This window comes from Methylocystis sp. (genome assembly GCF_051061225.1).
Classification (GTDB): Bacteria; Pseudomonadota; Alphaproteobacteria; order Rhizobiales; family Beijerinckiaceae; genus Methylocystis.
Genome location: NZ_JBPFEB010000137.1, coordinates 1 through 11,372, shown reverse-complemented (window position 1 = coordinate 11,372; position 11,372 = coordinate 1). Strand labels below are relative to the sequence as shown.

General features: G+C 59.6%; 13 protein-coding genes and 1 pseudogene. 7 read left to right on the top strand and 7 right to left on the bottom strand.

The window, feature by feature from the left end; genetic code table 11:
* On the top strand, positions 1-354 hold a 354-nt coding region (locus tag ACR652_RS23990; RefSeq protein ID WP_434508990.1), incomplete at its 5' end, for a Crp/Fnr family transcriptional regulator.
* 209 nt (positions 355-563) lie between these two features.
* Here the strand turns inward: ACR652_RS23990 and ACR652_RS23985 are convergent.
* The 6 genes and pseudogenes from ACR652_RS23985 to ACR652_RS23960 all read right to left on the bottom strand — a co-directional run.
* Complete coding sequence (locus ACR652_RS23985) at positions 564-896, bottom strand: L,D-transpeptidase (protein WP_434508991.1); 333 nt, start codon at positions 894-896, stop codon at positions 564-566.
* A gap of 124 nt (positions 897-1,020) precedes the next feature.
* Complete coding sequence (locus ACR652_RS23980; RefSeq protein WP_434508989.1) at positions 1,021-1,863, bottom strand: D-alanyl-D-alanine carboxypeptidase family protein; 843 nt, start codon at positions 1,861-1,863, stop codon at positions 1,021-1,023.
* A gap of 1,292 nt (positions 1,864-3,155) precedes the next feature.
* Positions 3,156-3,374: an ornithine cyclodeaminase gene (locus tag ACR652_RS23975; RefSeq protein ID WP_434508988.1), complete on the bottom strand. Its 219-nt coding sequence runs from the start codon at positions 3,372-3,374 to the stop codon at positions 3,156-3,158.
* Positions 3,371-4,209 (bottom strand): IS5 family transposase gene (locus ACR652_RS23970; protein WP_434508987.1). Its coding sequence is split into 2 segments (ribosomal slippage): positions 3,371-3,801 and positions 3,801-4,209, totalling 840 coding nucleotides; the frame shifts between segments, so codons are not numbered across the junction. Before ACR652_RS23970 ends, ACR652_RS23975 begins: the two co-directional genes overlap by 4 nt.
* Positions 4,146-4,766 carry a hypothetical protein gene (locus ACR652_RS23965; protein ID WP_434508986.1) on the bottom strand — a complete coding sequence of 207 codons (621 nt, stop codon included), beginning with the start codon at positions 4,764-4,766 and terminating at the stop codon, positions 4,146-4,148. The genes ACR652_RS23970 and ACR652_RS23965 overlap by 64 nt, the downstream gene beginning before the upstream one ends.
* A pseudogene (locus ACR652_RS23960) lies at positions 4,682-4,939 on the bottom strand (ornithine cyclodeaminase family protein); the annotation flags it as partial. The pseudogene ACR652_RS23960 and the gene ACR652_RS23965, both read right to left, overlap by 85 nt.
* Positions 4,940-7,003: 2,064 nt before the next feature.
* Here ACR652_RS23960 and ACR652_RS23955 point away from each other — a divergent pair.
* The 6 genes from ACR652_RS23955 to ACR652_RS23930 all read left to right on the top strand — a co-directional run bounded on the left by ACR652_RS23955 (position 7,004) and on the right by ACR652_RS23930 (position 11,243).
* Positions 7,004-7,345, top strand: a complete 342-nt coding sequence (locus ACR652_RS23955) for a hypothetical protein (protein ID WP_434508985.1) — start codon at positions 7,004-7,006, stop codon at positions 7,343-7,345.
* Positions 7,346-7,349: 4 nt separating this feature from the next.
* Entirely contained in the window at positions 7,350-7,925 is a 576-nt protein-coding gene (locus tag ACR652_RS23950; protein WP_434508984.1) for a hypothetical protein, read from the top strand.
* 51 nt (positions 7,926-7,976) lie between these two features.
* The gene (locus ACR652_RS23945; RefSeq protein WP_434508983.1) at positions 7,977-8,273 is read left to right on the top strand and encodes a hypothetical protein; all 297 of its coding nucleotides are present in this window, start codon (positions 7,977-7,979) and stop codon (positions 8,271-8,273) included.
* 196 nt (positions 8,274-8,469) lie between these two features.
* Entirely contained in the window at positions 8,470-8,916 is a 447-nt protein-coding gene (locus tag ACR652_RS23940; protein ID WP_434508982.1) for a hypothetical protein, read from the top strand.
* Positions 8,874-9,830: a Dyp-type peroxidase gene (locus ACR652_RS23935; protein WP_434508981.1), complete on the top strand. Its 957-nt coding sequence runs from the start codon at positions 8,874-8,876 to the stop codon at positions 9,828-9,830. Before ACR652_RS23940 ends, ACR652_RS23935 begins: the two co-directional genes overlap by 43 nt.
* Positions 9,831-9,833: 3 nt before the next feature.
* Complete coding sequence (locus tag ACR652_RS23930) at positions 9,834-11,243, top strand: dihydrolipoyl dehydrogenase family protein (protein ID WP_434508980.1); 1,410 nt, start codon at positions 9,834-9,836, stop codon at positions 11,241-11,243.
* Here ACR652_RS23930 and ACR652_RS23925 read toward each other — a convergent pair whose 3' ends face one another.
* Positions 11,244-11,372 (bottom strand): integrase core domain-containing protein, encoded by a 129-nt coding sequence (locus tag ACR652_RS23925; protein ID WP_434507019.1) that lies wholly within the window; start codon positions 11,370-11,372, stop codon positions 11,244-11,246. It abuts the gene before it with no gap.

Here is an 11,372-nt window from a genome sequence, read left to right as displayed (position 1 = left end):
CACACCATCGAACAACGCACGGCAAAATGGCTGCTTGCGGCCATGGATCGCACTGGCGAGCAGAGCCTGTCTCTGACTCAGGATCAACTGGCGGAAATGCTGGGGATCGGCCGCAGTTATTTCACCCGGGTGATCAAGTCGCTCAGGGCGAAGGGCCTTATCGAAACAAAGCGCGGGAGCGTGCGCGTTCTGGATCGAACGAGGCTGGAGCGCGTATCCTGCGCCTGCAACGACGCCCTGCGGCGCCACTTCCATGTCGCTTTGGGTGGCGCCTATCCGGAAGCGCCTCCGGCAGATTCTCGGGCCGGAAAGAGCCTTGGCGATGAACACGGAGAAAAGCAATCGCAAAGCTAGCAGCGGAGCTGGCATCGCGTTGCAGTTGGAGAATTGGAAGCGAGCTACCGGCCTTATTGCCGCCCACAAAACGGCTTTTGAAGGTAACGTACGCCCATCCCAGTCGCGTCCTATAGCCGACCGCGTGCTTGAGCGTGATTCAGGTTCCCCCCTATGCCGAAGACAGCGCCGGCGCCCCGTTATCTGAGATCATTCAGACCGCGCTCGACTCATCGCCTGCGGAGGGCATGAATCGAAGGTCTTCCAGTCACCGATATATGGGCGCCCTCGGCCTTAACGATTCGATAGAGCGTAGCTGCGTGGGAAGGCGACAGCCGGACGCATCCATGTGACACCGGTCGTCCCAGCGACTGCGTCCGCAGGCTGCCATGGATGGCGTAGCCGCCCTTGAAGAAGATCGCATATGGCATGGGCTCCATGTGGTATCTACGTGAATAATGCATTCTCTCCATACGGATTGGCGCAAAGCTACCCTTGGGCGTATGATAGCCGGAACGAGCCGTTGAAACTCGCCAGGTATAGTCGCCGTGTGATGACTGCACATGCTCCGATGCGTGGTGAGATCGATATGCACGCGTGCGAGGGCGTTCGCGACGACCATCATCGCGAAGAACGCCACGGCCGCGAGCAGCGCCGTTTTTATTATTCGCATGTCCGCTCCTTTCCTCATTCACGTCCCAATGCCGATGCGTTGTTGGTATCCGCTCTCGCGTCTGGAGATGTCCCTATCTCGCAGTTTTGAGAGCTAGGGGTTGATTGGGTGTAAGCTTTCGGCGCAATCGCCGCGGCGGTTCGCACGGGAGAAGCCTTCCCTATGTTGCTCCCGATCAGCCGAGCCATGGCTTGGTCGCGTGATGCCGCGGTGCGCCCGCCCAAAATGACAGCGATCAGCGTGCGTCGGTTTCTCCGGACGGACGCCAGGAGGTTGTAGCCCGAAGCGCGTATGAAGCCGGTTTTGATGCCGTCCATTCCGTTAAGCTTGCCGAGCAGGTGATTGTGGTTCCGATACACGTGGCCGCGATAAGCGAAGTGGCGAGTGGAGAAAAATCCGAAATAATTGGGGAAGCGTTCCTGGATGGCTTCTCCAAGAGTCGCCAGGTCTTTGGCTGTGGTGACTTGTCCTTTGCTAGGCAGCCCCGAGGCGTTCGAAAAATATGTGCGGCTCATGCCTATCGCATGAGCTTTAGCAGTCATCATCCGCGCGAACGTCTGCTCGTCGCCGCCGATCTCCTCGGCGATTGCTGCCGCCACGTCGTTGGCCGATTTCGTCACCACGGCTTCGATCGCGCTCCTGACGTCGATTGTCTGACCCCGAGGCAAGCCAATCTTTGAGGGAGCTTGCGCGGCGGCATGGGACGAGATTTTTATCGGTGAATCCAGCTGCAAACACTTCCTCTCTAGCTGCTCGAACAGCAAATAGAGAGTCATGACCTTCGTGATGGAGGCCGGGTAGCGCAGTTCGTTTTCGTTGCGAGCAAACAGGGTTCGGCCGCTGTTTGCGTCTCGCACGATGGCTGCGAAGGCTGATCCCCCAGTTCCACGATGCTTTTTGCGTAGGCGGACGTGTAAGGCGGTATGATAGGGCCTATGCGGCGCGGCTATTGACGATCGCGCCTCGCAGCTCATCGTGAAGACAGCCAGGGGAAAGAGAGCTGTCGCAAGGGCCAAGACAAGTCTCAACATTGCGGCGCAGCTCCGGGAGGTCAGCAGCTCGTATTTAGCGCGCCTTGGCTCAGCGGCCCGGATGAAAAGCTCTATGCTTTTTACCGCGACGCTCGCCCCACGCATGTTGATCGGCACGCTCTCGATATCAATACGCCGTCGGCGCGGATGCGGTTGCGGATAGGACTCTGCCGGATTTGAGCGCGATTGGGGTTTCGATTGGTGCTGCTGTGGCCGCTGGGCCTGCGGGCATTAGTGTTCTGAATATTGGAGCTGGCGCGGCTGCTCATCCTGCCCTCAGCTGCATCGCTGAAGAGTAGCGCGTCTCATCGGTGGTGACAATTCGAAGCTCCAATAGATCGCCTCAGAGCGCGCGCAATTCGCAGGGGAACTGCCACCGGTCCAGGCAAGTTTTGTTGGCGAGAGCGCCTGGTCTTCAAGGGGATCCCTTCGGTGCTGTCGAGGCGGCGAGAGGAAACAACAATGAGTGGACGAGACAACTTGAATCTTATGCCAGTGGTTTGGATTGTCTGCATAGCGGCGGTTGGCGCGGGTGTTGCCATCTGGATGGCGGGGTGAACCAAACAAAAGGCGTAGAGGTTATGCCGGCTTTCGCCCTAAAAGGATTTCCGACGTCGACCCAGGGCCCTTGAGAGCGCTAAAGCGCCCAAGGTGTTGAACCACGACCCGTTCCCATTGAGGTGATCCAGATTGAGTAGGAGACGATCAGGCAGCCATTGCTGAATCCTGATTCTGAGCCGTAGCGCTGGGTGGACGTGCGGCTTTAAAATGAGCGTGCTTCCAGCCTCAGACCGTGAGGCCGGGGCAGGGTCCAGAGCCCTTAGTATCTTCGCAAGCCGGCACGCGCTTCGCGCTTTCCTCTTGCCCGGCAGACGACGCCCACGCTGTTTAATCTGCTTCGTGACAAGAAAATCAAGCCACTGATCGCCGAGCGCATCCCACTGAATGAAGTCCGTCGCATGAACTGCTCGGCCAGGGATCCGTAAGGGGCAAGCTTGTGTTGGTTTGTAATCCTTCATCGCCTTGATACGCCCGCAATTAAGATCTCGCGACAGGGTCGTCCGATCTCGCCGATTAGCGCTCTTAAACCGCGTGGTTTGGGTGCCTCGGGACACAATCTATGGAGTGCCGAAGACGAGCTTTGCCGCGATAAGATCGGCTACACCCGAGCCGACGCTTTTGAAGCATGTGATCTGATCGGGAGCTTGTCTTCCAGGATGCGCCTTCTTGCATAATTCCGGGAGCGTCGCGACTATGTCGCTTTGATCGATGATTCCGTTTTTGATGGGCTGAATAAGGTCGCCAGACTCATGTAAGAGTCGGTCCGGAGACTTCATGATTGATTACAGAGCCTTCTGAGCATGAGGCGAATGGAGGCGAGGTGCAAGAAAGCGAGCGCTTTTCGATTGAGATTTTCCCAATCCTTGGCCAATCGGCGACAACGACCCAGCCAGGATAAGGTCCGCTCAACAACCCAACGCCTGGGCAAGACCTGGAAGCCTTTGGCCGCATCGGAACGCTTGACGATTTCTGTCACAAGACCCGGCAAGGCTTTCTTCTGCGCCTCGCGAAATTGGGGACCCTGATATCCGCCATCGGCAAACAGTTTTTTAAGAAATGGAAACTTCCCGAACAACGTGCTCAGGACGAGAATGCCGCCATCGCGATCTTGAATGTCCGCGCTATGAACGACGGCGTGAAGCAGCAACCCTATCGTGTCGACAAGAATATGTCGCTTCTTGCCTTTGATCTTCTTGCCCGCGTCATAGCCATGGGGATCGATGCGGCTCCCCCTTTTTCCGCGCTTTTCACGCTCTGGCTGTCAATGACGGCGGCCGTCGGGCTGGCCTCGCGCCCTTCCGCTTCCCGGCACATAACATAAAGCACGTGGTGGATGCGATCTAACGTCCCGTCATATGTCCAAAGATCGAAATAGCCATAAACCGTGCTTTTGGGTGGGAAGTCCTTTGGAATCGCACGCCACTGACAGCCTGTCGATAGGACATACATCAGGCCGTTGATCACCTCGCGTATGTTCACCGTGCGCTTGCCGCCGCCGCGCTTCGCAGGCGGGATCAGAGGTCCGACAAATCCCCACTCTGCGTCCGTCAGATCGCTGGGATAGCGCAACTTGCTGCGATCATAGCGGGCACGATTTTCGTTCGTCCACATTTGGCGATCCCCAAAAGAATCAGATCGCCTCGATGAATCATAACCGACTGATTCGACGCAACTTTTCCTCGGACAGACACTAAGGCAGTCCTGTTATCAACAAAGACGAATGACTTTCGAATCGCTTCATCATCAGCCTCACGCATTCCGGGCGTGAAGCTTCCGATGAGATCAACGTGTTGCCCCGGCTTCAGCCATTTTCCTTGGATAAGCGGAGAGGTCGATAGGGTCGCGGCGCTGATGATGTCCGCGCCGGCAACAGCCAATTCCGGGTCGTCGGCGACGGAGGCCGCAATATCAGCGGAGCTGAATTCCGCTGCCAGGCGTTCGGCGCTGCCTCTGTTGATATTCCAGACCTGTATGTGATCGATGGGCAACACCGTGCTATAGGCTTGTGGAAGCAGGCGAGCGACTTGGCCAGTCCCGAGCAAAACCAGGCGTCGCGCGTCAGGGCGGGAGAATATCGCGTCGCCAGAGCCGAGGTCGCGGCCGTGCGTCGCGCTGTGAGGACGTTTCCGTCGATGAGGGCAAGTTGGCGGCCGGTTTCGCCATCGCACAAGAGATAAGTGGACGTTACGCTCGGAAGCCCTTTCGTCGAATTGCTTGGGAAGACCGTTACGATCTTCACGCCGATGAACTGCTCAGATGATGAACTTTCCGTCCAGGTCGGCATCAAGAGGAGCGTAGCGTCATTGTCTTCGCGCCTCTCTAGTGAATGGTGGTGCCGGATCGGGGCAAGTTAGGCATTGGTGAAACTTTCATCCAAGGCTTCGATGAGTTGTCTGAACGGGAGGGATTGGCAGGTCGTTTCCATATCGATTATTCTCAAAACGGATTTTGGCATCGCGGTTCCTGACAAAATGTTCGCTCAGTGGGGGTAGCGGACCCAATCATAATTTGTTCGGGCTCGTTAACAAAGGATTCCTAACCGAAGCGTGGGGCAAAATCGCTGAATCAAAATCTGGCGAGGCGGCTGAGGCTCGCCTTCAAAGGCGGCCACTTGAGAGGAGGTGAGTTCGAGAGACGGTCCCTGTTGCCCTGTGCCGACAAATCAGAAATTATCCACGCGCCTTTCCGAGAGAGTGATTCGTGAAAACACTGCGCCTCAAATATCCGCCCGCCGTCATTTCGGACTCATTCAGACGCTCGCATCCGCAACGATCGATTGAGCCTCTGGCGACCAAGGGCGCTAGAGCAGTGCAGGTCGAGTCGACCGCAGTCAAGCGCGTCAAGCTCCGCGCGGAAGCCGAAGCGCTATTTCGCCGTCACGACGATAATAATCCTTAAGAAGGCGATCTTGAGCTTCTATGCATCTTGTAATTAAAGCACTCGGAAGGTCGAAGAGATCAGAGCGATGCATGCTAAAATGCGGACGTTCCTTCCGCGCCAATCGCACTTGCAGCTTGCTCGTTGTTTGCTTGCAAGAGAGCTGGGGAGCTCAGTGTCTGGCTGAAAGACGCCGAGCAGCCGGGCCTATGCCAAGCAACGTTTCTCCTGCACGCTGCAGAGAGACGTCCGGCATCCCATGGGGCATCGATCGCGGTCAATTCGCCGGGGTACGCGTGCTCAGGGAGGCGGCGGCGATCCTGGGCTAATTATAACTGAGCTCCGCCCGCGCAAGCCGAATACATCTCCGTCAGCCTTTTTAGTTCGTCCTCACATCGATCTGAGTGGCTTCGTACCCGCACCCGCTCCTCCTCTCTGTGAACATTGGAATTCAGCTAATCCCAATCGATTTGGATTGCTTCTTTTAGCTCTTCGATCTCACGAAGGATCTTTTCTGGAAGGCGCGCGTCGTCTCGCGGAGCTCGTTCCGGCAGTGGTCGGGTGGGCGCGAGATCCAATGGTGGATCTCCACGGGGCGAACCTGACGGATCCGAGAGTTTCGATCATGGAAGAGGGTGTGAGCCGGGTGATCCGCTCGACGCGCGCGTCCTTCGACGGCTCGATGTCATGCACGACGGTTGGCGCCGCTTCCGAGACGGCCAACGCCGCGGGCTCGGGTGGGACTGCTGGCGCCGCTTGTCGACGGCTCGGGCGGCCGAAGAGGTCAGACGGGCAGCCTCTGTCAGCTCGCCTTCCTGGCAGCATATCGCAGGGTTCGGCGTTGCTTGCATTTTTGTGCGACCCATCACCTGACGACCAGGGGCGCTGCCAGGGAGGCGCCGCTGCTAATAGTAATAGTGGCGCCTGTACACGCGTCGGCTAACGCGGCGGTAGTGCCGCCGGTTGACGCGGCGCCAATGCCCATACTGCGCGTCCTCGACCTGAGCATTTTCGACGTCTTTCTCCGTGGCGACTGCCGGTTGGGATGCCGAACGAGGATCTTTACCCGAGCTTACGGGCGCGAAGAATGTCGGGGTTGCGTGGGCGGGCATGCATGTAACTGCCCCGATTCCCACGCAAAGCATTTGCAATAAACTGCGCCTCTCCATCGAAGCCTCCCGGATTGGCCTTGCCTGCTCCAGCCCCGTCTGGGAACTTGCGAGGGGTAGACCCGGTTCCTCACGCATCGCCAATAAGGCTGAAGGCCTCCGGCCTTTCTTCCGATGTTTGCTCACCGGGACCACGCATAGGGCGTTTCCTGCGCGACACCACACCGCCGAACATTGGTCTCGCCATTGTTGGCTCTCGCCCTAGATGACTGTTCGCCGTTCCGACCCCATCCCATCGGCGGTCAACGCAGGGTGCAGGGCGGATGAGCATTGTCTTGGACATGGTCGCCCGCGGCTGGGAGCATTTCTTGTCCAGGCCCTCAGGGGCGTTGAGCCTGCGATTTATAATCCAACCTGTAATGGCTGCGCTGCTGGCCCTGCCCGCCGGCGTGCGGGATGCAAAGGATGGCAGACAAGGCTACTTGTGGGCGATCGCTCGGAACCCAAAGCGTCGACGTCAGTTGTTGCACGAGGGCTGGCGCGGAGCCCGGCTGCCATTCTTCGTATCCGTCGTGCTCGATTGCATCTACCAGCTCATCACGTCCCACTTCCTTTATCCCTTAGAGCTTCTGTTTACGGCGACGCTGCTGGCCCTCGTCCCCTACGCTCTGTTGCGAGGGCCCTTCAATCGTATCGCGCGCTTGTTTTTCGCCCGCTCGCAGGAAGCCGACCAGGTCGGAGAAGCACAAAGGGAGAAATGAGCCGATGACCAACGAACCCAGAGCGACGCAGGACTGGTCGAAGCCAGCCGCGATGGCGATCCCTAAGGGCGGTTTTTTCCCCGACAAAGTCGAGCAAGGGCGATACGGCCCCATCTTCCCCAAAACGCCGGCTTGCTACTGCTTTTCGATCGTCGCCAAGGTCATCCCAGGCCGCGAGGAAGTCTTCTATCAGTATGCGAAAAACATCGAGAGGACGGTGGCCGAGCAGCCGGACTGCCTTGCCATTTTGCAGCTGCATTACCTTCGTTGGGTTCTCTTCCCAATCAAGGCGGAGACCTACTTCATGTATCAAGGCATCTTCGACACCGACTTCGACAAATATACCGAAGACGCCGTGTCGCTTTTCGGGATAACGGGCTTGAGGACCGTGTTCGAGAATCTCGAAGGTTTCCCTGCGGATTGGCAGGCCAACCCTGCGGCTTTCGTCGAGTTCGTGCGCGACCACCAATGTCCGAGCTTCCTCGAATACGCCGAGTATCCGTATGTGAGCGCGGATGAGATCAAGAAAGCGCTCAAGGTGAAGGCCGCATTTTCGGACATGCTCGACCAGATGCAGTGATCGTTCGGACAGGCGCGCCCGTTCTGAGCAGCGGCGCGCCAAGGAGCCAAGATGACCGACACGACAGGACCGATGGAGACCGTCCGACGCTACGTCGACGCCTTCAACAAAGTGGACGTGCAGGGAATGGCGGTGCTTTTCGACGAGTCGGGTTCCATCCTTGATGGACTGGTGCCGCATGTGTGGCACGGCGCAACAGCGTGGCAACAGCGTGCCTGGACTGGTACCGAGAAGCGATGGATGCAGGCGAACGGGCAGGCGCCGCGGACTGCTGCATCGCCCTTGGCGAACCGTCGCATGTCGATGTCACGGGCGACAGTGGCTACGTCGTCGTACCCGCGACCATGAGGTTTACGGCGCAAGGCCGGAAGACGACGCAGTCTGGTGCGACCTACGTCGTCGCGCTTGGCAAACGGGGGGAGTATTGGCGCATCCGGGCTTGGGCATGGGCCAAGGGCGCGCAAGCCGGTCATGCGCAGCGTCGAGAGTCACCGTAGCAAGGCCGCCGTGAGCACCGTCAAGAAGCCCCCGAGGACAAACCTCGATGCTAGAGCTTGATGACATCCAACACCTCCTGCTTACGCGTCCCCCGGCGCTGGCTGCCCGTTACGTGTTCCTCACGTTCCGGGATGCGGCGGGCGGGCGGGCGTGGCTGTCGGCGATCAAGGAGACGGTTCATTCCGCCGCGGCGATGCGCGCGGGCGCCGGGAACGACAAGCGCTGGGTGACCGTCGCCTTCACTTGGAACGGACTGCGGGCGCTCGGGCTCAACGAGGATTCGTTGGAGACCTTCCCCGAAGAATTCAAGCAGGGGATGGCGGCACGCGCTTGGGTACTGGGCGACACGGGCGCAAGCGCCCCCGATCATTGGGTTGGCGGACTGGCAAGCCCGATCTACACGGCATCGTGGTTCTTTTTGCAACGGACGCCGTTGAGCGCGACCGGTGCGTGTCCGAGCATGAGAAGCTCGTCGCCGCATGCCAAGGGGTAGACGTTTTGTCCGTCCTTGACCTCGAAGCAGTTCCACCGCTCGGTTATCCACATGAACACTTCGGTTATCGAGACCGTTTGTCCGAGCCGGTGATCGAAGGCAGTGGCGCAGAGCCGACGCCGGGCACAGGTGCCCCCTTGAAGGCGGGCGAGTTCATCCTCGGCTATCCGGACGAAAACGGCGTGATCGCCGACCGTCCGCGTCCGGAGATAATCGCCTGCAACGGCAGCTACCTGGCGTATCGCAGATTGCAGCAGCATGTCGGGGCGTTTCGAGAGTTCCTGCGGGAGCACGGCGAGACCCCCGAAGAGCAGGAATTGGTTGCGGCAAAGCTGATGGGTCGCTGGCGGAGCGGCGCGCCGCTGGTGCTGGCTCCCGACAAGGATGATCCTGCGCTCGGCGCCGACATGCAGCGCAACAACAATTTCAATTACAAGGAGATGGACCCGCACGGCTATGCGGCTCCGCTTGGCGCGCACGTGCGTCGGATGAATCCTCGCGACGAGGCGCATAACATGAACCGTCGCCGAATGATCAGGCGTGGCGCGACTTACGGGCCTCCTCTGCCGGAAGGCGCGTCGGAGGACGGAGTCGAGCGCGGGATCGCCGCTTTCATCATCTGCGGGAGTTTGATCCGCCAGTTCGAGTTCGCGCAGAACGTCTGGATAAACGACCGGAACTTCAACGAACTCGGCAACGAGCGCGATCCGATTGCCGGCAATCAGGACGGTTCGCTCGAGTTCAAAATTCCCAAGCGCCCGATCCGCAAGAAAATTGTCGGGTTGCCAGCCTTCACGACCCTGCGAGGCGGCGCGTATTTCTTCCTCCCCGGCCTGAAGTCTCTTGGATACCTCGCGACATTGAGCGAGGGCTCTGAAAGCCCCGAAGAGGCGTCTCATCGTGAGGATAGCTGAGTGATGATGGACGTCGTCGTCATCGGCGCGGGGCCGGCGGGCCTGATGGCTGCCCTCCGCGCTGCGGATCTTGGCGCCCGCACGGCCTTGGTGACACGCGCCGAGTTCGGCGGGATGGCGGCAAATGACGGACCGGTTCCCGTGCGGACGCTCGCCCATGCGGCGAGATTGATGCGTGAAGCGCTACAACTTGAGCAGTACGGCATCCGAGTTGGCGAGCCGGTGCTGGATTATGCCCGCCTGCTTTCGCGCGTGCGCGATGTGGTGAGGGACGTGCGCGCGCATTCTTCCTTACGCTCCCAGATCGATTCCTTGGGCGTGACCGTCCGCGAACATGCAGGCGTCGTGCGCTTCGTCGACGAGCACACGGTCGAGAGCGAAAGCGGTATGAGGGTCCAAGCTGAAAAGGTCATCATCTGCACCGGGGGCGTCAGCAGGCGGTTACCGATCCCAGGTTTCGAGTTGACCCACACCCATAGCGACGCTTGGGGGCTCAAAAGCGTCCCGCCCTCGATGCTGGTCGTTGGCGCTGGGGCGACGGGTGTGCAGGTCGCCTCGATTTTCAACGCATTCGGCGCGCGAATCCAACTCTTCCAGGCCGGACCGCGCATCCTGCCGAGCGAGGATGAGGACGTATCGGCAGCGGTTGCGATCGCATTCCGCGCCTCGGGCATCGAGGTTCATGAAAACTTCGGCGCGATCCAATCCTTCGAGAAGACGCCAAACGGAGTGCGGATGAACTTCTCGAAAGACGGCGCCCGTGCCACTGCAGAGGCGGCGCTCGCCGTCGTGGCGGTCGGCTGGGTTGCCGACACCGCCGGACTGGACCTCGGAAAGGCCGGCGTAGTCGCTGATCAACGAGGTTTTGTGAAGGTCGACGAGTATCAACGCACCTCGAAGTCTCACGTCTTCGCCGCCGGAGACGTCACGGGGCGCCTGATGCTCGTGCCGCAGGCGATGCAGGAAGGCGTCGTGGCGGGGACGAACGCTGTGCTCGGGCAGCAGGCGACGGTCGGAGACCCGACAACTCCGATCGGCAGCTTCACGGATCCCGAATACGCCCAAGCCGGTCTCACAGAAGCAAGAGCCCGCGAAGCGCACGATGTACTGACCGTCGCAGTTCACTTCGACTCGACCACTCGCACCATCATCGATGGGCGCACATTCGGCTTCTGCAAGCTGATCGTCGACCGCGAAAAGCGCACGATTCTGGGCTGCCACGTCGTCGGCGAGCGGGCCGTGGAGATCACACAGATGGCGGCGATCGCGATCGCCGCGGGGATGAGGGTCGATGAGCTGGCCGGCGTTCCGCTCTCGTTTCCAACCTACACAGGAATGCTGGCGCGAGCCGCGGCGAGCGCGGCGCGCCAACTCAACTTGGAAGTGCATTGGCAGGCTAGCTGTCACTTCTGATCAGGTTGTTCCGAGGAGCGCCTGAGCGGGCGGTCGTCGGTTGATGGCCGAATGCGGCCTGCGGTCGTTATACCACGCGAGCCATCGGTTGAGATCGGCGGCGCGCGTAGCGGACGATTTGAAGGGGAT

Bases quoted from the DNA above. Each gene is read 5' to 3' on its own strand.
- ACR652_RS23930 (WP_434508980.1), top strand. From the start codon at position 9,834: ATGATGGACGTCGTCGTCATCGGCGCGGGGCCGGCGGGCCTGATGGCT.
- ACR652_RS23950 (WP_434508984.1), top strand. From the start codon at position 7,350: ATGACCAACGAACCCAGAGCGACGCAGGACTGGTCGAAGCCAGCCGCG.
- ACR652_RS23940 (WP_434508982.1), top strand. From the start codon at position 8,470: ATGCTAGAGCTTGATGACATCCAACACCTCCTGCTTACGCGTCCCCCG.
- ACR652_RS23955 (WP_434508985.1), top strand. From the start codon at position 7,004: ATGGCTGCGCTGCTGGCCCTGCCCGCCGGCGTGCGGGATGCAAAGGAT.
- ACR652_RS23945 (WP_434508983.1), top strand. From the start codon at position 7,977: ATGACCGACACGACAGGACCGATGGAGACCGTCCGACGCTACGTCGAC.
- ACR652_RS23975 (WP_434508988.1), bottom strand. From the start codon at position 3,374: ATGAAGTCTCCGGACCGACTCTTACATGAGTCTGGCGACCTTATTCAG.